At 36.9% G+C, this 23,113-nt stretch carries 18 protein-coding genes, 1 riboswitch and 1 other annotated feature; of the genes, 16 read left to right on the top strand and 2 right to left on the bottom strand.

Annotated features, from left to right (window positions below; all coding sequences use genetic code 11):
* Nucleotides 1–81 precede the first annotated feature (81 nt).
* The 14 genes from AC4BB5_RS12250 (at nucleotide 82) to lpdA (ending at nucleotide 17,136) form a co-directional block, all read left to right on the top strand.
* Nucleotides 82–474 (top strand): DUF1398 family protein, encoded by a 393-nt coding sequence (locus AC4BB5_RS12250; protein WP_490456400.1) that lies wholly within the window; start codon nucleotides 82–84, stop codon nucleotides 472–474.
* A gap of 106 nt (nucleotides 475–580) precedes the next feature.
* Nucleotides 581–1,591 (top strand): LacI family DNA-binding transcriptional regulator, encoded by a 1,011-nt coding sequence (locus tag AC4BB5_RS12245; RefSeq protein ID WP_490456399.1) that lies wholly within the window; start codon nucleotides 581–583, stop codon nucleotides 1,589–1,591.
* Between the two features lie 63 nt (nucleotides 1,592–1,654).
* The gene (locus AC4BB5_RS12240) at nucleotides 1,655–1,969 is read left to right on the top strand and encodes a PTS sugar transporter subunit IIB (protein ID WP_490456398.1); all 315 of its coding nucleotides are present in this window, start codon (nucleotides 1,655–1,657) and stop codon (nucleotides 1,967–1,969) included.
* A 65-nt stretch (nucleotides 1,970–2,034) separates the two neighbouring features.
* Nucleotides 2,035–3,375 (top strand): PTS sugar transporter subunit IIC, encoded by a 1,341-nt coding sequence (locus tag AC4BB5_RS12235; protein WP_490456397.1) that lies wholly within the window; start codon nucleotides 2,035–2,037, stop codon nucleotides 3,373–3,375.
* A gap of 26 nt (nucleotides 3,376–3,401) precedes the next feature.
* Nucleotides 3,402–4,502 (top strand): DUF871 domain-containing protein, encoded by a 1,101-nt coding sequence (locus AC4BB5_RS12230; RefSeq protein WP_490456396.1) that lies wholly within the window; start codon nucleotides 3,402–3,404, stop codon nucleotides 4,500–4,502.
* Complete coding sequence (locus tag AC4BB5_RS12225; protein WP_490456395.1) at nucleotides 4,495–6,507, top strand: alpha-amylase family protein; 2,013 nt, start codon at nucleotides 4,495–4,497, stop codon at nucleotides 6,505–6,507. The genes AC4BB5_RS12230 and AC4BB5_RS12225 overlap by 8 nt, the downstream gene beginning before the upstream one ends.
* 15 nt (nucleotides 6,508–6,522) lie before the next feature.
* On the top strand, nucleotides 6,523–6,867 hold the full coding sequence (locus AC4BB5_RS12220; RefSeq protein ID WP_490456394.1) for a PTS lactose/cellobiose transporter subunit IIA: 345 nt from the start codon (nucleotides 6,523–6,525) through the stop codon (nucleotides 6,865–6,867).
* On the top strand, nucleotides 6,864–7,130 hold the full coding sequence (locus AC4BB5_RS12215) for a SemiSWEET transporter (protein ID WP_490456393.1): 267 nt from the start codon (nucleotides 6,864–6,866) through the stop codon (nucleotides 7,128–7,130). Before AC4BB5_RS12220 ends, AC4BB5_RS12215 begins: the two co-directional genes overlap by 4 nt.
* 164 nt (nucleotides 7,131–7,294) lie before the next feature.
* On the top strand, nucleotides 7,295–7,657 hold the full coding sequence (locus tag AC4BB5_RS12210) for a DUF6483 family protein (protein WP_490456392.1): 363 nt from the start codon (nucleotides 7,295–7,297) through the stop codon (nucleotides 7,655–7,657).
* A gap of 77 nt (nucleotides 7,658–7,734) precedes the next feature.
* Nucleotides 7,735–7,902: riboswitch (M-box (ykoK) riboswitch) on the top strand.
* Between the two features lie 772 nt (nucleotides 7,903–8,674).
* On the top strand, nucleotides 8,675–11,287 hold the full coding sequence (gene mgtA, locus AC4BB5_RS12205; RefSeq protein ID WP_490456391.1) for a magnesium-translocating P-type ATPase: 2,613 nt from the start codon (nucleotides 8,675–8,677) through the stop codon (nucleotides 11,285–11,287).
* 569 nt (nucleotides 11,288–11,856) lie between these two features.
* Entirely contained in the window at nucleotides 11,857–12,972 is a 1,116-nt protein-coding gene (gene pdhA, locus AC4BB5_RS12200) for a pyruvate dehydrogenase (acetyl-transferring) E1 component subunit alpha (protein ID WP_490456390.1), read from the top strand.
* A 2-nt stretch (nucleotides 12,973–12,974) separates the two neighbouring features.
* Nucleotides 12,975–13,952, top strand: coding sequence for an alpha-ketoacid dehydrogenase subunit beta (locus AC4BB5_RS12195; protein WP_348920386.1), 978 nt, complete (start codon nucleotides 12,975–12,977; stop codon nucleotides 13,950–13,952).
* Between the two features lie 138 nt (nucleotides 13,953–14,090).
* Nucleotides 14,091–15,722: a dihydrolipoyllysine-residue acetyltransferase gene (locus AC4BB5_RS12190; protein WP_490456389.1), complete on the top strand. Its 1,632-nt coding sequence runs from the start codon at nucleotides 14,091–14,093 to the stop codon at nucleotides 15,720–15,722.
* A gap of 7 nt (nucleotides 15,723–15,729) precedes the next feature.
* Nucleotides 15,730–17,136, top strand: coding sequence for a dihydrolipoyl dehydrogenase (lpdA, locus tag AC4BB5_RS12185; RefSeq protein ID WP_490456388.1), 1,407 nt, complete (start codon nucleotides 15,730–15,732; stop codon nucleotides 17,134–17,136).
* 107 nt (nucleotides 17,137–17,243) lie between these two features.
* Here lpdA and AC4BB5_RS12180 read toward each other — a convergent pair whose 3' ends face one another.
* Both AC4BB5_RS12180 and tyrS read right to left on the bottom strand, forming a co-directional pair.
* A complete protein-coding gene (locus AC4BB5_RS12180; RefSeq protein ID WP_010760824.1) occupies nucleotides 17,244–17,558 on the bottom strand; it encodes a YerC/YecD family TrpR-related protein in 315 nt (104 codons plus the stop codon).
* A gap of 294 nt (nucleotides 17,559–17,852) precedes the next feature.
* Nucleotides 17,853–19,121, bottom strand: a complete 1,269-nt coding sequence (gene tyrS, locus AC4BB5_RS12175) for a tyrosine--tRNA ligase (protein ID WP_490456387.1) — start codon at nucleotides 19,119–19,121, stop codon at nucleotides 17,853–17,855.
* Nucleotides 19,122–19,173: 52 nt separating this feature from the next.
* Nucleotides 19,174–19,376: a binding site (T-box leader), on the bottom strand.
* A 383-nt stretch (nucleotides 19,377–19,759) separates the two neighbouring features.
* Between tyrS and tyrP the strand changes: the two genes are divergently transcribed.
* Both tyrP and tdc read left to right on the top strand, forming a co-directional pair.
* A complete protein-coding gene (tyrP, locus tag AC4BB5_RS12170; protein ID WP_490456386.1) occupies nucleotides 19,760–21,166 on the top strand; it encodes a tyrosine-tyramine antiporter in 1,407 nt (468 codons plus the stop codon).
* Nucleotides 21,167–21,217: 51 nt separating this feature from the next.
* Nucleotides 21,218–23,071, top strand: a complete 1,854-nt coding sequence (gene tdc / locus AC4BB5_RS12165; RefSeq protein ID WP_490456385.1) for a tyrosine decarboxylase — start codon at nucleotides 21,218–21,220, stop codon at nucleotides 23,069–23,071.
* Nucleotides 23,072–23,113: the final 42 nt, after the last annotated feature.

Raw genomic sequence — 23,113 nt, 5'->3', positions numbered from 1 at the left:
TTTGACTGACTAAGATCTAGGTCAAAGCTTGATAAGTTTTGACCTAGATCTATTTTTATACGATTAATAGGAGTGAAGAGAATGAGTCTTGATTTAAAGACAATTGAAGAAATCGTGAATAATGAAAAAAATGCTAGTGGATTTTCCGAGTTGATTCGCGATTTAAAAAAGATTGGCGTTGAAAAATACGATTATTTGGTAGAAGCAGGAGTTTATCGTTATTATGATGAAGAAACCTATATTGAGATTCAAATGAATGGAAAACCTAAAACGATAGCCGGTACAGAATCTTCTGCAGCAATAAAAGAAGCAGTTTTAAAAGCACAAGCAGGTGACATTACATTTGAAAAGTTCACAGAACTTGCTGGAGAAGCAGGAGTAGCCTATTGGCGGACAGATTTAGTGGCTATGCAGGTGGATTATTTTAGTCAAAACGGAAATATTCTTTTAAATGAGCCAATTCCTGAGGTCTAAAAAGTAAATACAAAAATATCTAACAACATGCAATCTTTTTATTGAAATAAGCTTAAAGCTTCGTTAGTATGGAGTTAGCAAATAGTAGGAAGGAGTTTTTGGTACGGTGGTAACAATTAGAGAAGTAGCAAAAGAAGCAGGTGTTTCCTTAGGAACAGTCTCAAGATATTTAAATGGTCATCAACTAAAAGCAGCTAATATGACGAATATTCGTGAAGCAATTGAAAAGCTAGGTTATGAAGAAAACATTATTGCTAAAGGACTGAAAAACAACAAAAGCCTTTCCGTCGGTGTAGTGATCAATACATTAACGGATGTCTTTGCAACATCTATCGTTACGTATTTGGAATCTTATCTAGAAGAAAATAATTATAGTTTGATTCTTTGTGATTATCAAAATGATCTGAGTAAATTAGAACAAAAATTGGAGTTTTTACGTTCTAGATCCGTAGATGGTATTGTTATTTTTCATCTAGAAAAAAAGTTAGCTGTATTAGATAAGTTTGAAAAAGAAGGGATACCGATTGTCGCAGTAGATTCGCCAATCAGTGATTTTCAAACGGATACAGTTTTAGTTGACAATTATCAGGCTTCATATGATGTTGTTCAAAAACTTGCTGAGTTAGGACATGAGAGAATCGGTATTATTGCGGGGAGTCAAGATCGTTTTATCGGTAGAGAGCGATTAAATGGATTTGTTGATGCAATGAAAGAATTGGGTTTATATGCTAGCTCAACGATTGAAATTGGCGATTATAAAAAAGAATCAGGTTATTTAAAGGCCAAAAAAATGTTAAATAAAGGAGAAATAACAGCTCTTTACAGTACGAACTACTATATGACCTTAGGAGCAGTTCAAGCCGTTTATGAACGTCAGTTAGTGATACCAGAAGATATATCGATTGTTGGTTTTGATCATTTCGAATTAAGTGATATTTTTCAGCCGAAATTAACTGTAGTAGAACAACCAGTAAAACAAATTGGTGAGACTGTGGGGACCTTGTTAATACAGAAAATCAAAGATCCTACAATTACTAAAAACATAGTAATAGAGCTAGAAACTAGCTTACTTTGGCGCGATTCAGTAAGAAAAATAAAAAAAGGGCTTGAAAGTTAAGCGTTTGCATATTATAATTACATCATAAAATTGAAACGGTTCATAAATAGAGGAGGAATTTTTATGAAAGTATTATTAGCATGTGGCGGAGGTATGAGTTCATCGATTTTAGCTGAAAACTTAGTAGTAGAAGCGAAGAAAAACGGTAACGAAGATTTTTATATGGAGGCAACAGGGACAGAAGAAGTTAGTCTGAAAATGCAACAGGAGGAATGGGATGCATTACTGTTAGCTCCTCAAGTTAGTTTTAGAAAAGCTCATTTACAAAAAGAAGCAGATGCTAGAAATATTCCGTTGATACCGATTGAAGGTATTTTATACACACCAATGGGAATTCCAGAGTTATATCGTTTGATCCAGCAATCGGTAAAAAAATAAAAGTTATTTACTCTTTTATTTTTATGTTTAAATTGAAACGGTTCAAAAACGGAGAGGAGAAAAAAATGGAAACAAAAACAAGTAAATTTAATTTTGGTAAAGTCGTTGAGATCATGGGGAATATTGCTAATAACCGTTACTTAACTGCTGTTAGAAATGGGATGAGTGTGATCATTCCGGTCACAATCATTGGTTCAGTTTTTATTATTATGCTGAATCTACCAATCGATGCGTGGAAAGATTTTATTGCACCTTATGCTGATAACTTAAAAATTCCAATGAATTTCACGATGGATTTTATGTCTGTTTATGTGTGTATTGGAATTGCTTCTAGTCTATGTGAAGATTATAAGCTAGATAAAGTGTCAACAAGTGTGTTGGCAGTATTGGCCTTTTTGATTGCAGCAGTCACACCTGGGACTATTGATCCAGAAGTTGCAGAAAAAGCTGGTTTGACGTTTAGTGGAACGGTTTTACCTATGGGGAATTTTGGAGCAGGCGGATTATTTACAGCGATTATTATTTCAATTTTTACGGTAGAAGTTGTCCGTTTTTGCGTTAAACGAAACATGGTCATCAAAATGCCTCACGGAGTACCAACTTCAGTGATCAATTCATTTGCTGCTTTGATTCCAGGGGCCATTGTTATTGTAACAGCTTGGATCATCAAAGTTGGCCTTAATTTTGATATTAACAGTGCGCTACAATGGGTCTTTTCTCCAATTCGTTACTTTGCTGGGGATAATGTAATGTCAGTGATTGTACCAGTTTTATTGATCACGATTGTTTGGATATTCGGGATTCACGGTATGATTATTGCTACACCGATTTTATATCCGTTCTGGTATGAAAATTTAAATGCTAATATTAATGCTGCCGCTGCTGGAACAGCCATTCCACATTTTATGACAGAACAATTTTTCCAATGGTTTATCTGGATTGGCGGAGCTGGAGCAACCCTTTCATTGGCGTTCTTGATGGCTTTTTTTGGAAAATCAGAGTTTTGTAAGAAAATGGGTAAGTTTACATTAGTACCAGGGATTTTTAATATCAATGAACCCTTGATTTTTGGGGTACCGATTGTTATGAATCCATTTTTTGCCATTCCATTTATCGCAGCACCAGTTGTTATGGGGATTATCACTTATTTAGCGATGGGCGTTTTCCATTTAGTTAATTATCCAATTGCGATTGCTCCTTGGACGTTGCCAGCTCCGATTGGGGCTATGATGGCAACAGGGCTTGACTGGCGTGCTGCTGTTTTGGCAATCGTCAATATCCTTGTAGCAGGTCTAATTTATTTACCGTTCTTTAAAGCCTTCGATAAAAATATGGTGGAAAAAGAAATTGAAGCGAAAAAACAAGATGAAGCTGCATTAGCAGAAAACTTGGTGGAAACAATATAAGTTAAATAAAAAAGGCGGGAATAGTTATGCTAGGAATTTCAATTTATCCGTACAAAGAAAAACAAACAGAAACACTTGCGTATATCGATTTAGCGGCAAAATACGGTTTTGGCCGAGTGTTTACCAACCTTTTGATGATTGAACCGGGACAAGAAAAAAACGTGATCGATTCATTAAAAATAGCGATCCAACATGCAAGAAGCTTTAATATGGAGGTTATATTGGATTTAAATCCAGCTGTATTCGATCAACTTAAGATTAATTATCAAGATCTTTCTTTCTTTAAAAAAATGGGAGCGACCGGCATTCGTTTGGATTCGTCTTTTGATGGTTTAGTAGAGTCGATGATGACATTTGATCAGACAGACTTGGATTTAGAAGTAAATATCAGCAACGATACGTATTATTTGGAAAATATTCTTTCCTATCAGCCGAATAAAAAACGAATCATTGGCTGTCATAATTTTTATCCTCAACGTTTTACGGGACTGGATTATGAATATTTCATCAAGTGTTCTAAAAAATATAAAAAATTAGGATTGCGCACAGCTGCTTTCGTAAATTCGCATGAAGCAGAACACGGACCTCATCCATATACAGATGGTTTATGCACACTTGAATCTCATCGCGATTTATCAATTACTTTACAGGCTAAACACTTGATTGCTACAGGAGTGATTGATGATATCATCATTGCAAATGCTTTTGCTTCAGAAGATGAATTGAAAGCACTTAGCCAGTTATTGACGAATCAAATTCAGCTGGATGTCACTTTTTCAAAAGGGACAACAGACCTTGAAAAAGATATCGTTTTGACACATCAGCATTTCAATCGAGGAGATATCAATAGTTACAGTATTCGTTCAACTTTCGTCAAACTAAACTACCAAACAAGCGATATTCCAGCTAATAATACAGCTGATTCAATTGATTTAGGTGATATTACGATTGGCAACAATACGTTTGGTCAGTACAAGGGGGAGCTGAATATTGTGAAGCAAGAAATGCCAAATCAAAAAGGTGAAAAAAATCAAGTAGCTAAAATTATAGACGAAGAATTATTTTTGATTCCTTATATCCAACCATGGACGAAATTCCAATTTAGGGAGGCGGGTAAAGATGAGTAAGTTAGCATCGCGGCAGATCCATTTAGATTTTCATACGCCCGCATTGCCTTTTGAATTAGGGCGAAATTTTGATAAAAAAGTATTTCAACAAACATTGCTAAAGGCAGAAGTTAATTCAGTTACACTGACGGGTAGATGCCATCATGGGTATATTTACTATCAAACAGATTTACCAGCTAAGCATCCACAAATGAAAAAAAATTTTTTGATGGAGCAAGTAGACGCCTGTCATGAGATTGGAATCAAAGCGCCGATCTACGTAAGCGTTGGCTGGGATGCTTATGCAGCTGAGAAACATCCTGAATGGTTGGAACGGAAAGCTGACGGCAGTATGTACGGTTTTGAAGATTATGGTCAACTTGCTCCTGGTTGGAAAACATTGTGCTTTAACACGCCGTATTTAGACTATTTAAAAGATCAGATTACAGATCTGATTCACCATTTTGATGATAAACTTGATGGGTTATTTTTCGATATTGTTTGGCAAGATCCTTGCTGTTGCAATGATTGTTTGAAAAAAATGCTGGAAAATGGATACGATCCCAAAAATGAAAATGATTGCTGTGTTTTTGCGAAAGAAACAGAACAGTTTTTAAAAAAAGAAATCTATCAAACTATTAGAAACTTAGACCAAAATTGTCCGATTTTTTTTAATGAAGGGAATATTTTACCCAGTATTCGACCAAATCTTACACAATACAGCCATTTAGAAATCGAATCGTTACCTAGTGGAGTTTGGGGCTATCAACATTTTCCGACAGTCGTTCGCTATGCTAAAAATTTAGGTAAGGAATATTTAGGCATGACTGGGAAATTTCATAAGGTTTGGGCTGATTTTGGAAGTTACAAAAATCAAGCTGCACTGGAATATGAATCCTTTTTAGCACTTGCCCATGGAGCAAAATGTTCGATCGGTGATCAAATGTATCCAGATGGAACTTTGCAAAAAACAACGTACCAGTTGATAGGTAACGTATACAGCCAAGTCAAAGAACTAGAAGTGTATAATGAAGCAGCCAAAGCTATAGCGGAAATTGCTATTTTACATCCTGGAATCATTGAAACAAGCACTGAAAAAGTTGATTTATCATTAGCAGGGGCAGTCAATATGCTGAATGAAGCTCATTATCAATTTGATATCGTTGATCAGTGGATGGATTGGTCTAACTATCAGGTGTTAGTACTGCCAGATAAACTAGTGTTGACGCATGAACTAGCCGAAACAATCCACGAGTATATAAAGCACGGGGGGAAAATTTTAGCCACATATCACAGTGGATTGGTAGAAGGAAAACAATTTATTGAACATTGGGGCATCAAATACCAGGAAGAAATACGATCTATTCCAATGTATGGTTATTTTAGTTCTGCCTTCTTTCCCAAGTTGCCCCAAGGTGAATTAGTACTACATGGTCAAGGAACAGTTGTCAGTCCAATTAATGCAGCCATAAAAGGAGAAGAGGCGGCCCCTATTGTTGAAAGGAATTATCAGCATTATTATTCTCATTTTCAGGCACCAGTTGGACAAAAAACAGGAAACCCAGTTGTTACAGTCGCCGATCAAGTTCTTTATTATACATTTCCTTTATTTGAAATGTATAAAAAACAAGGAGTAAAAGCCTATAAAGAGCTAATCTTAGCTGGAATCGAGTTTTTATTAGATGGAAGAAAACTAGTGAGTAGCAACTTACCAACATCTGCTGATGTAATCTTAAATCATCAAGTAACCAGAAAAAGTGTGATATTGAATCTACTACATTACATTCCTGAACGACGTGCCTTGGATTTAGATACGATCGAAGATAAAATCCCATTATATAATCAAACAATCGAACTGGATTTAACAGTGTTAACCTCAAAATTACAACTGAAAAAATGTAGGCCCGTAAACTTAATTCAAGTAAAAACAAATAAAGAGTTATCTTTTAAAATTGTTAACGAGAAACTTATATTTAATGTAGCTAAAATCGAGGGTTACGAAATAATCACTATGACTTATCAATAGAAAGAAGTGAAAATAATGGATGGATTAGAATTAACTGCCTTTAATATTATTAGTACGGTAGGAACAGCTAAATCAAAAGTAATGGAAAGCATGGACTATGCGCGTAAAGGAAAATTTGCAGAGGCTGAACAATCGATTGCTGAAGCCAACGATTCTTTACGCCTTGGAGAAAAGGAACATTTTACTATAATTACACAAGAAGCAAAAGAAAAAAATGTCGAACTGACTTTGCTTTTTATGCATGCAGAGGATCAATTGATGACAACTGTTGTATTGCGAGATGTTGCTAATGAACTTTTAGAAATGAATAAAAACTTTTATGCTTTAAAAAATAAAGTAGAAGAACTAGTGGGAAAATGATTACAGTTTTAGGCATGATAGCAGGAGTTTGTACAAGCATTTCATTTATTCCACAAGCTATTCAAACAATAAAAACCAATCAAACTGAAGGCATTTCATTAGCAACATACATTATGTTTGCTGTGGGGGTATTTTTCTGGGTCATTTATGGTTTATTAAAAGGAGATATTGCCGTGTTCTTGACGAATATAGTCACCCTTGTTCCGTGTTCAATTATTTTATATTTGAAGTTGAAAGCAATAAAAGATTTATCCAAAAAGTAGACGAAAAATAGTTATAAGAAACTGAAAGCAGTTAGTACTGGGATTCAGTTTCTTTTTATATGCTCTTTTGTGTGTCGAAACTGCTATAATGAAAGAGTACATTAAAAAAAGATGAGAAACAAATGTCTGGTAATGTGATAAAGATTGAAAAGGAGTGCATTACAATGATGAAATATGAAGAAGATTGGTTTATGAGACAAGTGAAAGCTGCTGTGTTTAATCCTTTTAAGAAAACGTGTGAAGCCGAAGTTCTGCCGATGATCCAAGTGACAGATGAAGGGACTGGAGAAGATTATTCTGTCCCAATTAAAAGTTACCTTTCGGAACTCATATTGAAATTACAAGTGAATCAGGCTGAAAATATTTTATTTTCAGAATCTAAAAAAATGACCAATGCTCAGTTTTTTGATTTAGGTAACTGGTTTTATGATCTTGTGGATCAATTATCAGACGAAGAATTAAAAACAGCAAAATTTTCAAGGACAGAAATTTATCAAGGACGAGCAGAGTTGAAGAAAGATGCGTAAGGAGGGATGATTTTTTATTATTTCATTTTCTTTTGACAATTGTAAAAATATGAACTATGATGGTTAAGGATTCATAACTGAATAATTGTTAGGTGAGGCTCCTATTTGGACACATGCTGCTGCCGCGAAAGAATCGAGAGACTCTTAGTTGGTTGAACAGGAATGATCGTGAAGGTCATTCATAACGTAGCTGATAAGAAATTATCTACGCCCTATAGTGCTAAAGCTCAACGATAGAGATACTTTTATTTAAGTTGCTATTTCACGCACACTCTATTGTTGAGTGTGCGTTTTGCTTTGAATCACTGCGACTGGCTCTGCCAGAGCAGATGATGAAAAGTACTTGGCGACTGCAAGGAGCGAAGTTCCGCCAAAAGAAGCAAGCAGCCAGAAGGAAAACAAAAGTCAGCGAGCAAAAGCTCTAGGAGTTAAAGAGTAGATTGGCTCTGCCAGAGCAGATGATGAAAAGTACTTGGCGACTGCAAGGAGCGAAGTTCCGCCAAAAGAAGCAAGCAGCCAGAAGGAAAACAAAAGTCAGCGAGCAAAAGCTCTAAGAGTTAAAGAGTAGACTGGCTCTGCCAGAGCAGATGATGAAAAGTACTTGGCGACTGCAAGGAGCGAAGTTCCGCCAAAAGAAACAAGCAGCCAGAAGGAAAACAAAAGTCAGCGAGCAAAAGCTCTAAGAGTTAAAGAGTAGACTGGCTCTGCCAGAGCAGATGATGAAAAGTACTTGGCGACTGCAAGGAGCGAAGTTCCGCCAAAAGAAACAAGCAGCTAAAAGGAAAACAGATAGTTAAACAGTACAAGGAGCAGTATTCAAGACAATAAAGTCACCACCTAACAAAAAAATCCATCGTTCCAAAATAAAAGATAGAGAGGAAGAGTTATATGGAAGACCCCAGTCAATCGAGAAACAAAAAATATGTAGCCTTCATCTTTGAAACGATGGAATTGAAATAATAATTCCTTCCCCTTTCTAGATAAGATGAAGCATGCTAGAACCAGGAGGAAAAGAACATGATGAACAAAAAAATAGCAGTTATGAAAAAAACGACAAAAGACCAAGAATTAAGAAAACTTGCAATGTTGTCAGAACGGGAATTGATGATGGAGCTTCGCACATCAGAAAAAGGATTATCGGAAGAGGATGCCAAACACCGTTTAGAAGAATACGGACCAAATGAAGTATCTGCACAAAAACCAACACCAGCAATTATGATGTTTTTAGAAGCTTTTAGAGATCCATTCGTTTATGTGTTAGCTTTATTGATGGTAGTTTCAGCCGTAACAAAAGATTTTGAAGCAGCACTTGTCATGGGAATCATGATTTTAGCTAGTGTTATTATTGCATTTATTCAAGAATATCGTTCACAAAAAGCTAGCTTGAATTTAAAAGAACTTATCGAAAATACTACAGCAGTGACACGTGCTGGAAAAACTAAAGAAATTCCGATGGATGAAGTTGTGCCAGGAGACATTGTAACTCTTGCGACAGGAGATATGATCCCTGCTGATGCTGTGTTGATTTGGACCAAAGATTTGTTTATCAATCAATCTTCTTTAACGGGAGAATCAATGCCTGTAGAAAAATTCGTTGATGCAGGAATCGATAAAGAGTCGGAATCTGTTTCTGCCTTAGATATGCAAGACTTAATTTTTATGGGCACAGACGTATTGAGTGGACAAGGAAGAGCGATCATCCTAAAGACGGGTCAAAATACTTTCTTTGGAGATATTGCGAAAAATGCAACTACACAACGTGGAAAAACATCTTTTGATATTGGGTTATCAAAGGTTAGTAAATTTTTATTACGAATGGTGATGATTTTATTTCCAATCGTATTTTTGATCAATGGTCTTACCAAAGGCGAATGGGGTGAAGCGTTCTTCTTTGCAATTGCTGTAGCAGTTGGTTTAACGCCGGAAATGCTGCCAATGATCGTAACAAGCAACTTAGCAAAAGGGGCGTTAAGTCTATCTAAACATAAAGTAATCGTGAAAGAATTACCCTCTATTCAAAATTTAGGCAGCATGGATATTCTTTGCACTGATAAAACAGGAACAATTACAGAAGATAGAGTTGTTTTAGTTCAGCATCTTGATCCTTTAGGTGAGGTCAATAATCAAGTCTTAGATATGGCCTTTTTAAATTCTCACTATCAAACCGGCTGGAAAAACTTAATGGATATTGCTGTGATTAATTTTTATGAGGAAAACAAGAATCAAAGTCCTTATCACTCAGTGACAAAATTAGATGAAATTCCTTTCGATTTTTCTCGTCGTCGTTTAACCGTGGTCGTCAATGCAGATGGTCATCAATTTATGATCACTAAAGGTGCTGTCGAAGAGATGGAGGCAGTTTGTACACATGCTGAAATAAATGGGGAAATTGTACCATTAACACCGGAATTACAAAAAAAGATGCGTGAAGTAAATATTCGGATGAATGAACAAGGCATGCGTGCTTTGGCTGTTGCGGTAAAAAAAGATGTTCATAGTGAAGCTATTTATAGTGTAGAAGATGAGCAAGGGATGACATTGATTGGTTTTATGGGCTTCCTAGATCCAGCGAAAAAATCAGCGATCACAGCAATCAAGTCTTTGCATGAACATGGTGTCAATGTAAAAGTTTTAACTGGTGATAATGACATTGTTGCTAAAAAAGTGTGTAGTGATGTAGGAATTGAGGTATCTCATGTTGTGCTTGGTTCTGAAATCGACAACATGTCTGATGAACAAATGAAAGAGGAAGTAGAAAAAACGAATTTGTTTGCAAAATTGAATCCTATGCAAAAATCTCGAATCATTGAAACGCTTCAAGGAAATGGACATACTGTAGGTTTTATGGGGGATGGGATCAATGATGCACCAGCTCTTCGTAAAGCAGACGTAGGAATCTCAGTTGATACAGCAGCTGATATTACGAAAGATGCCAGCTCAATCATTTTATTAGAGAAGAGTTTGAACGTTTTGGAAGATGGAGTAATCGAAGGCAGAAAAGTTTTTAGTAATATGATGAAATACATTAAAATCACAATCAGCTCCAATTTTGGGAATGTCTTTTCAATTTTGATTGCAAGTGCCTTCTTGCCATTTTTACCAATGCTGTCTATTCAATTATTGATCCAAAATTTAATCTATGATATCGCGCAGTTAGCTATTCCTTGGGATAATGTAGATGAAGAAGATTTATTAAGACCTGTCCGTTGGGAGACCAATGGCTTGATGAAATTTACGTTGTGCATTGGACCTGTAAGCAGTATTTTCGATATTATGACTTATGCAGTGATGTGGTTTGTCTTTAGTGCAAACACGATCGGTAGCCAACATTTATTCCAAACAGGTTGGTTTGTTGTTGGATTAGTGAGCCAAACCTTGGTCGTTCAAATGGTGCGAACTAGAAAACTTCCATTTATTCAAAGTATTGCATCTCCCGCTGTGATTCTTTCTAGCTTAGGTGCAATTGGTTTAGGATTGCTGGTTGTCTTGACACCAATTAGGGAGGTTTTCGACTTTGTGAAACTTCCAGCTAATTATTGGGGATGGTTCATTTTAATCATTGTACTATATTTGATCACAGTAGAAGTTGCTAAACGATTATATATCCATATCATGAAAGAGTGGATTTGATTTAGAAAAAAACTATTTTTTGTTTTATTGAAAAGTAGATTTCACAAAATAACTGTTTTGATTCATTTTTTTTAAATCTTTTTTCAAGAGCGAATGACGAAAATTTTCTTTGTGATCGAATTTGTTATTCGTAAAGAGTGGATAAAAATAATTTTAAAATCATTAATATTCGTTTTTTATGGAACAAAGACAAAGTAGCTAAATTTTTGTCTTTGTTCTTTTATTTGTATCTGAAAAAACTCTGTTCATTTTTTAGCAAACAATTTCTAACTTGTGAATCTGCTGTAGCATAACAATGATCTAGATGACTATAACAGCTGTTTGTCAAAAGATACGATTAGGAAGGCTATTTGTAAAACGGTTTCTTGTTTGTGATTTTAATCACTAACCTTTGGTACGAAAGGTTTCGAGTATTTTAATCAAATTTAAAGAAATGCTCACTTTTTACTTGCTCTTTTATCTGTTTAGTGATAATTTGTAAGTGTAGTCGATAAAAAGTAATACAGTTTTTAACGCTGTTTTACTTTTTTCGAAAAAAAGAAACGTAACAGAGAGGATTGTGTGACAAAATGGCAAAGGCAAAGAAACAAAAACCTATTGACTTTAAAGCACTTATGGAAAAAGTCGACGCTGATTTCCCAACATTTCAAATTTTAGATAAAGATGGGAAAATCGTAAACAAAGACGCTGTACCAGATTTATCAGATGACGAATTAGTAGAATTAATGACTCGTATGGTTTGGTCACGTGTGTTAGACCAACGCTCAACTGCTTTGAACCGTCAAGGTCGTCTAGGCTTCTTCGCACCAACAGCTGGACAAGAAGCAAGTCAATTAGCAAGTCAATTTGCTATGGAAAAAGAAGATTACCTATTACCAGGTTACCGTGATGTACCTCAATTAGTTCAACACGGCTTACCATTAACTGAAGCATTTTTATGGTCTCGTGGACATGTAGCAGGTAACCACTACGCACCAGAATTAAATGCTCTACCACCACAAATCATCATTGGTGCGCAATACATCCAAGCAGCAGGCGTTGCTTTAGGAATGAAAAAACGCGGTAAGAAAAACGTTGTCTTCACTTATACAGGTGATGGCGGTTCTTCACAAGGTGATTTCTATGAAGCAATCAACTTTGCAGGTGCTTATCATGCAAATGGCGTGTTCATCATCCAAAACAATGGTTTTGCGATCTCAACACCTCGTGAAAAACAAACTGCAGCTAAAACATTAGCACAAAAAGCTGTAGCAGCAGGAATTCCAGGAATCGTTGTTGACGGAATGGATCCATTAGCAGTTTATGCAATTGCAAAAGAAGCGCGTGAATGGTCTGCAGCAGGAAATGGTCCTGTATTGATTGAAACATTAACTTACCGTTATGGTCCACATACATTATCAGGTGATGATCCAACTCGTTACCGTTCAAAAGACATGGATGACGAATGGGTACAAAAAGATCCACTAGTTCGTTTCCGTAAATATCTAGAAGACAAAGGTTTATGGTCTGAAGAAAAAGAAAACGAAGTAATCGAAAAAACAAAAGAAGAAATTAAAGTAGCAATTGCAGAAGCAGATAAAGTTCCAAAACAAAAAGTATCTGATTTCTTGAAAAACATGTTTGAAGTTCAACCTCAAAACATTAAAGAACAAATTGCATTCTACGAAGCGAAGGAGTCGAAATAATCATGGCACAAAAAACAATGATCCAAGCAATTACAGATGCCTTAGCTCTTGAATTAGAGAAAGACGAAAACGTACTGATCTTCGGTGAAGACGTTGGTAAAAACGGCGGAGTTTTCCGTGCAACTGAAGGCTTACAAGAAAAATTTGGCGAAGACCGTGTCTTCGATACTCCTTTAGCAGAATCTGGAATCGGTGGTTTGGCTTTTGGTTTAGCTTTAGAAGGATACCGTCCAGTTCCTGAAATTCAATTCTTTGGATTTGTATTTGAAGTCTTTGACGAAATCGTTGGTCAAATGGCTCGTACTCGTTACCGTATGGGCGGAACTCGTAACATGCCGATTACTGTTCGTGCGCCATTTGGTGGTGGTGTACACACACCAGAACTTCACTCAGATAACTTGGAAGGGCTAATTGCTCAATCTCCTGGTATCCGTGTTGTTATCCCATCAAATCCATATGATGCAAAAGGACTATTGATTTCTGCAATCAGAAGCAATGACCCAGTTGTTTATCTAGAACACATGAAACTATACCGTTCATTCCGTGAGGAAGTGCCGGATGAAGCATACGAAGTACCTTTAGATAAAGCAGCTGTTACTCGTGAGGGTACTGATGTTTCTATCATCACTTATGGTGCAATGGTTCGTGAAGCAATTAAAGCTGCTGACAATTTAGCAAAAGACAATATTTCTGTTGAAATCATTGACTTACGTACGGTCGCTCCTTTAGATGTTGAAACAATCATTAAATCAGTTGAAAAAACTGGTCGCGTAGTCGTTGTTCAAGAAGCTCAAAAACAAGCTGGCGTTGGCGCTATGGTTGTTTCTGAAATTTCTGAACGTGCAGTATTATCATTAGAAGCGCCAATTGGCCGTGTATCTGCTCCAGATACAATCTTCCCATTTGGACAAGCAGAAAACATTTGGTTGCCAAATGCTAAAGATATCGAAGCGAAAGCTAGAGAAATCGCAGAATTTTAATTAATAGTCGAGCAGAATAACTCAATCTTGAACAATAAGGCTGAACTTTCACTGATTCGTTATCATGAGAAAGTTTGGACTTATTGTTGCCAAGGTTATCTTGTGAAGTTAGACATAAAAGAAAGGGAAGACTAAAAAATGGCTTATCAGTTTAAATTACCAGATATTGGTGAAGGTATTGCAGAAGGCGAAATCGTAAAATGGTTTGTAAAAGCTGGCGATACAATCAATGAAGATGATACATTATTAGAAGTTCAAAACGATAAATCTGTAGAAGAGATTCCATCTCCAGTTACAGGAACAGTTAAAGCAATCGTAGTACCAGAAGGCACCGTAGCAAACGTTGGGGATGTATTGATCGAAATCGATGCACCAGGACATCCTGAAAATGATGCAGCACCAGCAGCGGCTCCAGCTCAAGAACAAACTCCTGCACAACCAGCAGCTGTTCAAGAAGCACCAGCAGCTGATAATGGTGGCGGCGTTTTCCAATTTAAATTACCAGATATCGGTGAAGGTATTGCAGAAGGCGAAATCGTAAAATGGTTTGTTAAATCAGGCGATACAATCAATGAAGATGATACATTATTAGAAGTTCAAAACGACAAATCTGTTGAAGAAATTCCTTCACCAGTTACAGGAACAGTTAAAAACATCGTAGTACCAGAAGGTACAGTAGCAAACGTTGGGGATGTATTGATCGAAATCGATGCGCCAGGACATAACTCTGCACCAAGTTCAGCACCAGTAGCAAGTGCACCAGCACCAGCAGCACCAGCTCCTTCAGCGTCAACAGGCGTAGTAGCAGCAGCTGATCCGAACAAACGCGTCTTGGCTATGCCATCAGTACGTCAATTTGCTCGTGAAAAAGACGTAGATATTACTCAAGTTGCACCAACTGGAAAAGGCGGACGTGTAACAAAAGCGGACATCGAAGCATTTATTTCAGGTGGCGGACAAGCAGCAGTGCCAGCACAAGCTGAACAAACTACGGCAGCATCAGCAACAACTGAAACAGCAGCTGCACCAAAAGCTCCTGCTAAACCATTTGTTTCTGATTTAGGTGAAGCTGAAACACGTGAGAAAATGACACCAACTCGTAAAGCAATTGCGAAAGCGATGGTTAACAGTAAACATACTGCACCACACGTTACGTTGCATGATGAAGTTGAAGTATCTAAACTATGGGATCACCGCAAGAAATTTAAAGATGTTGCAGCTGCAAACGGTACGAAACTAACATTCTTACCATATGTTGTAAAAGCATTGACTGCAACAGTTCAAAAATTCCCAATCTTGAATGCATCAATTGATGACGCAGCACAAGAAATCGTTTATAAAAACTACTATAACATTGGTATCGCAACTGATACTGATCATGGTTTATATGTACCAAACGTTAAAAATGCTAACACTAAGAGCATGTTTGCTATCGCTGATGAAATCAACGAAAAAGCAGCTCTTGCAATTGAAGGCAAATTAACTGGTGCGGATATGCGCGATGGTTCTATCACAATCAGTAATATCGGTTCAGTTGGCGGCGGCTGGTTTACACCAGTTATTAACTACCCTGAAGTTGCGATTTTAGGTGTAGGTACAATTGCTACTCAACCAGTTGTAAATGCAGACGGTGAAATCGTTGTTGGACGTGTAATGAAACTTTCAATGAGCTTTGACCACCGTATCGTTGATGGCGCAACTGCTCAAAAAGCAATGAACAACATCAAGCGTTTATTAGCTGATCCAGAATTATTATTAATGGAAGGATGATTATCACATGGTAGTAGGAGATTTCGCCATTGAATTAGATACAGTCGTAATTGGTTCAGGCCCTGGAGGATACGTTGCAGCGATTCGTGCTGCTGAAATGGGTCAAAAAGTTGCGATCATTGAACGTGAGTTTATCGGCGGTGTATGTTTAAATGTTGGATGTATTCCTTCTAAAGCATTGATCGCAGCAGGACATCACTATCAAGAATCACTAGATTCAACTATGTTTGGTGTAACAGCTAAAGGTGTTGAGTTAGACTTTACAAAAACACAAGAATGGAAAGACAATAAAGTTGTTAATACTTTGACAAGCGGTGTTGGTTTCCTTCTTAAAAAACATAAAATCGAAATTATTGAAGGAGAAGCTTTCTTTGTTGATGAAAACACATTACGTGTCATTCATCCAGATTCAGCTCAAACTTACTCTTTCAATAATGCAATCGTAGCAACTGGTTCTCGCCCAATCGAAATTCCAGGATTTAAATTTGGCGGACGTGTCTTAGATTCTACTGGTGGTTTGAACTTGAAAGAAGTACCTAAGAAATTTGTTATCATCGGTGGCGGTGTTATCGGTGCAGAATTAGGTGGCGCATATGCGAACCTTGGTTCTGAAGTAACAATTTTAGAAGGTAGCCCTTCAATCTTACCAACATATGAAAAAGATATGGTTAAACTAGTTACAGATGACTTTAAGAAGAAAAATGTAACAGTTGTGACAAAAGCGATGGCTAAAGAAGCAATCGACAACGGCGACAGCGTAACTGTAAAATATGAAGTAGACGGCAAAGAAGAATCAGTCACTGCTGACTATGTAATGGTAACAGTTGGACGTCGTCCAAACACTGATGATCTTGGTTTAGAACAAGCAGGTGTTGAAGTTGGCGAACGTGGTTTAGTTAAAGTTGACAAACAAGGTAGAACAAACGTATCAAACATTTTTGCTATTGGAGATATCGTGCCAGGCGCTGCTCTTGCTCATAAAGCAAGTTATGAAGCGAAAATTGCTTCAGAAGCAATTTCCGGTAAGAAAGTAGAAGTTGACTACAAAGCAATGCCTGCTGTAGCCTTCACTGATCCAGAATTAGCAAGCGTTGGTATGACAATTGCTGAAGCCAAAGAAGCGGGATTAGAAGCAACTGCGTACAAATTCCCATTCGCTGGTAACGGTCGTGCTATTTCTTTAGGTAAAACTGAAGGATTCGTACGTTTGGTAACAACAAACGAAGACAATGTAATTATCGGAGCACAAATCGGCGGAGTTGGCGCAAGTGATATGATTTCTGAATTATCATTAGCGGTTGAATCTGGCATGAATGCTGAAGATATCGCATTAACGATCCATCCACACCCATCTTTAGGGGAAATTACTATGGATGCTTCTGAGTTGGCTTTAGGTTTGCCAATTCATATTTAAATAGCATATTTGTCACACAAAGAAAGACCGAGCTGGCCAAGCTCGGTCTTTTGTTTTAGTATCTATTTTAAACGTCTTTTTCGTCTACTGGTATATTAGCCTATATTTTAGCGATGAAGTTCTTTGTCGTCTTGTTCATCGATTCTGTGAACCATTTCAAGCAATCCGCCATTTCCTTCATCAATAATGCGTTTCACTCTAGAAATCGTTGTAGTACTGCTGCCAGTAGCTTCAGCGATATCACTGTACGTTTTATTTAGTAGTAATAGCTTTGCAACTTCAAATCGCTGAATCATAGAATCTAATTCTTTAAGTGTCATTAAGTCATCAAAGTAATTATAGCAATCCTCCAATGTTTCTAAAGCTAATAGAGAACGGAAAAACTCATCGCCGTGGCCGTCTTGTATCTTGTCGATTTTCATAAGCTCCTCCTAATTTAAAAGCTGAGCGGGCTCGTCCAGCTCTGACAGAAAAATAGGAGAGTGGCGTTCTTTGCCACAATCAAATTTTATCTTTTTTCTGAAGAGCTAGCCCGCGAAGCTAGATAATACATGGTGGCAACATTCTGTTTAATCACTGTGTACTTCGTAGCAAGCATTTTTTATTATAAAACTTTTTTGTATTTTGTCCAGTAAATTGAATAAGTAAATGAAAAAGGGTGAAGGAAAACTGATTTTCAGTTTTCCTTCACCCTTTAAAAATAGACTAATTATTTTTTACTTAGAAAGTAATTTCACTAAAGTGTATTGTTTCTTCCCTTTACGAACAATAATGAATTTCCCATCAAAACTGTGCTCTGCTGTAACGACAAAGTCTAATTCTTTAATACGATCACCATTGATTGAGATTGCTCCATTTGAGATATCTTCTCTAGCTTGACGCTTAGATGGTTCAATGCCAAGTTCGATCAACCAATCTACAAGATTTTGATCAAGTGTTTTTGTTTCAACGGTAGGCATATTTTTAAACCCGTCTTCAATTTGTTTAGAAGTTAGATTTTTTACGTTTCCTGAGAATAATGCTTCTGAGATTGCTAGAGCATCGTTTAAATCAGCTTCGCTATGAACAAATTTTGTCATTTCTGCGGCTAACACACGTTGCGCTTCACGTAAATGTGGCTCTGTTTGTACTTTGACTTCTAAGGCATCGATTTCTTCTTTTGTTAAGAAGGTAAAGAATTTCAAGTATTTGATTACGTCACGATCGTCTTGGTTTACCCAGAATTGGTAGAATTCGTAAGGGGTTGTTTTTTCTGGATCTAACCAAACCGCACCACCTGCTGTTTTACCAAATTTTGTTCCGTCTGCTTTTAACATCAATGGAATCGTTAAACCAAAGGCTTTTGCATCGGCACCTTCTTTTTTGCGGATCAAGTCTAGACCAGCGGTGATATTCCCCCATTGGTCAGCACCACCGATTTGCATACGAACGTTATTGTTTTTGAATAAGTGTAAAAAGTCCATTGATTGTAAGATTTGGTACGTAAATTCTGTAAACGAAATGCCTGTTTCTAAACGGCTTGCTACGATATCTTTGGCAAGCATTGTATTGATATTGAAGAATTTACCGTAGTCTCTTAAGAAATCTAAAAGAGTCAGATTGTGTGTCCAGTCGTAGTTGTTGACTAAGGTTAATGTATTATCAGTATCCACTGCGAATAATTTTTCCATTTGTCTGGTTAAAGAATCAACGTTATGTTGAACAGTTTCCATTGTTTGCAATTGACGTTCTGTAGTACGTCCACTTGGATCGCCAATCGTTCCAGTTGCGCCACCGATCAAAATAAATGGATGATGTCCAAACGCTTGGAATCTTTTTAGCATCATAAAAGGAATCAAATGCCCGATATGCATACTATCTCCTGTAGGGTCAACACCGCAATATAGTGAAATGCTCTCAGTTTCAACGTATTCACGTAAACCTTCGCTATCTGTCTGTTGGTTAATGGCGCCACGCCATTCTAATTCATCAATAATGTTTGTCATGTCTCTTCTTCCTCTCCTAAATAAAATAAAAAACGCCCCATAGGCTATTAGCCTATGGGACGAACTTCGCCGTGTTACCACCCAAATTGTATATGAAACATCATATACCTCTCAAATCTGTATCGTAGAAAGACGCCTACTTACGGTAGGAAACTAAAAGTGTAATTCACAAAAAATGTATATGCCAACTCTCACTAAATGTTGACTCTCTGAAATAGGGACATTCTTGCTACTTCGCTTTATTAAAGTTTGATATGTTATTTTGTAGCAATTTTACGACAAATAAACCGACTTGTCAAATACTTCTTTTTTTCTTTTATTATTTTTAAATGAGGTCTTTCTCATATAAAGCTACTTCTCTTTAATCTAGGTTTTTTGAAAGTGGAAAGTGGCAAGTATAATTTCTAACAATTACGAACGACCTTTTTACAATTAGCTGTTTTATGTTATTTTTTTCACACAAACGCTTTAGTGCAGTGGAGCATTGACGCGCTGTATAGAGTATATAAATGTTAAATAACGGGCTATTTTTTTAATTCTGCTCTTTTTGACTTGAGGCTTAAAGGTACCTATACTTTGGGAGTGATTTCACATGTGGGAAACAAAAAATAAATTTAATCAGGAGGTCAAATAAAAACATGAATAAGAAATTATCATTATTTGGATTAATCGGAATTACCATGGCCTTTTTTGGAACGGTTCGTAGTGTTCCAACATTAGCGTCAACTGGATGGGCACAAATTTTTTATATGTTGATCGCAGCTTGCTGCTTTGCATTACCAATTGCCTTGATTTCAGCCGAACTTTCAACTGGCTGGCCAGAAGAAGGTGGACCTCAAGTATGGGTACGTAATGCATTTGGTGAAAAATGGGGTTTTGTTACTTCATGGTTATTATGGGTGCAAATGTTTTTCGGAATGGTAATGGTCGCTTCAACTGTAGGTGTGCTACTAGGTTATGTAATCGACCGTCCAGATTTGGGACACAATAATCTATTTATTTTTATTATGATACTGATTTCTTATTGGGGAATTACGTTGCTTAATTTGAAATTTGACATGGTAAAAATTGCAGGTGATTGGGGTGCTGTGATCGGTGTTTATATTCCTTTTGTGGCTTTAGTTGTTTTAGGAATGATGTATATGGCAAAACATGGGATCAATCAAGATAGTTATTTAGGTCACTTTGACGCAAGCAAGTTATTACCTGATTTTAGCGATCTTGGTAGCTTACCAACTTTAACAGGAATTATCTTCATTTTTGCTGGAGTAGAAATTTCATCTGTCCATGCAAACAATATTGATAACCCAAAACGCAATTATCCAATCGCTGTGATTGCTTCGGTTTTACTATTAGTTGTATTTAACTTAGCAGCTGGTTTAAGCGTGGCAGATAGTGTACCAGCTGGAAAAATGGAACTTGCCAATATCACACAACCGTTTGTGATCATGACACAAGATCTTGGGATTCCAGCGATTTTCAATAATATTATTTCATTGATGATTTTAGTCGGTGTGTTAGTTCAATTGAGCGCTTGGGTTTTAGGTCCAAGTAAATCAATGATCAAAGTAGCAGAAGAAGGGAACTTACCACCATTCTTCCAAAAACGTAACGCAAAAGGAATTCCAATTGTTTTCGTTATGATCCAAGCAATCGTTATATCACTTGTGTCATTCTTATATGTAGTGGTTCCTGATATTAGTGCAGCCTTCTTAATCATCACGATCACAACGACGATTCTTTATTGTGTGGTGTATTTATTGATTTCACTTTCAGCGATTAAGTTACGTTATAGTATGCCGACTGTGAAACGTCCATTTAGATTAGGAAGTAAAGGCAATGGCTTGATGTGGTTTGTCTCCGTTTTAGCAATCGTTAGTGTGGTTGTTACGATTCTAGTCAGCTTGATTCCACCAACCTCTGTTCCCCAAAATGGACATGTGGCATATATCATTTTCCAAGTGGCAGCAACGGTTATCATGATCGGTATTGCCTTGATCATTTATAAGAAAAAGAAACCAGAATGGAAGAAAACAGATAAATAAGAAACAACATTTTCAGCATGATTAATTATGAAACTATTGGAGGAAAATATCATGAAAAATTTCAACACTGATGATACAAATTTAAAAGCATTATTTATAGGTGACAAAGGGGAGAACGTTGATTTATTCAAAGAGCTATTAAATAAAATGATCGATGAACATGTGGGCTGGAGACAAAACTACATGCCACAAGATTTACCCGTTATTACGCCACAAGATAGAAGCTCTGAAAGTTTCCAAGAAACAGCGGACAATATGAGAAGTGTCTTCAATGTTTTATCTTCTCGTTTACGTACAGAATCACTTCCATGGCACTCAGCAGGCCGTTTCTGGGGGCATATGAACGCTGAAACATTGATGCCATCAATTATCGCCTATACAACTGCAATGCTTTGGAACGGCAATAACGTAGCATATGAGTCATCGCCAGCAACATCACAAATGGAAGAAGAGGTCGGCTTAGAATTTGCTACATTGATGGGGTATGAAGATGGTTGGGGTCATATTGCAGCAGATGGTTCGATTGCTAACCTAGAAGGTTTATGGTATGCCCGCAATATGAAATCATTACCATTTGCAATTCAAGCTGTTGTGCCGGAAATGGTGGCAGGCAAAACAGACTGGGAATTGTTGAACATGTCTACAACAGAAGTTTTAGATATTTTAGATAAAGTACAAGATAACTTTGACGAGATCAAAGCGCAATCAGCGCGTAGTGGTAAAAACTTGGACAAATTAGGTAAATGGATCGTACCACAAACAAAACACTATTCATGGTTAAAAGCGGCTGACATTATCGGAATTGGTTTAGATCAAGTAATTGCTGGTGAAGTAAATAGCGAATACCGCATGGATATTGACAAATTAGAAGTGCAAATTCGTGAGTTAGCAGCACAAGGAATTCCTACACTTGGAGTAGTTGGTGTTGTTGGGTCAACAGAAGAAGGGCAAGTTGACCGTATTGATCAAATCATTGCTTTACGAGATAAATTAGCTAAAGAAGGCATCTACTTCTATGTGCATGTTGATGCAGCATACGGCGGCTATGGACGCTCAATCTTCTTAGATGAAAATGATCAATTTATCGAGTGGGATAAAATTGAAGAAGTTTATGCAAAACATAACATCTTCCAAGAAAAAAATGATTGGTTGACAAGAGAAGTTTATGACTCATTCAAAGCAATCGAACAAGCTGAATCTGTAACGATCGATCCACATAAAATGGGGTATATTCCTTATTCTGCTGGTGGTGTCGTAATCAAAGACATCCGCATGCGTGATGTGATTTCATATTTTGCAACTTATGTATTTGAAAAAGGAGCAGATATTCCAGCGCTATTAGGTGCTTACATTCTTGAAGGATCTAAAGCGGGAGCAACTGCAGCTGCTGTTTGGACTGCTCACAAAGTACTGCCATTGAACGTAACGGGTTACGGTAAATTAATGGGTGCAAGTATTGAAGGGGCTTATCATTTCTATCACTTTATCGATGGGTTAGAGTTTAAAGTAGGCGACAAAACAATCGAAATCCATGCATTAACAAAACCAGATTTCAATATGGTGGATTATGTCTTTAATGAAAAAGGCAATACCGATCTTGTGAAAATGAATAAATTAAATCATGATTTCTACGATTATGCATCTTATGCAAAAGGCGGATTATATAACAATGAATTCATTACATCACATACGGATTTTGCTATTGAAGAATATGGACACAGTCCATTTGAATTTGTAAACAGCCTAGGTTTTTCTCGCGCTGAATGGGAACGTGCAGATAAAGTAACGATCTTACGTGCTGCAGGGATGTCTCCATATATGAATGACAAAGAAGTTTTTGATGAATATGCAGAAAAAATCAAAACAGCGATCCAAGAAAAATTAGAAGCGATCTACGCTGAATAAACAACTGTAACAATGATTACTGTGGTTATGACAAAGCGGTAC

Source organism: Enterococcus sp. AMC1252 (genome assembly GCF_058216515.1).
This window is presented reverse-complemented; position numbering and strand designations above follow the sequence as displayed.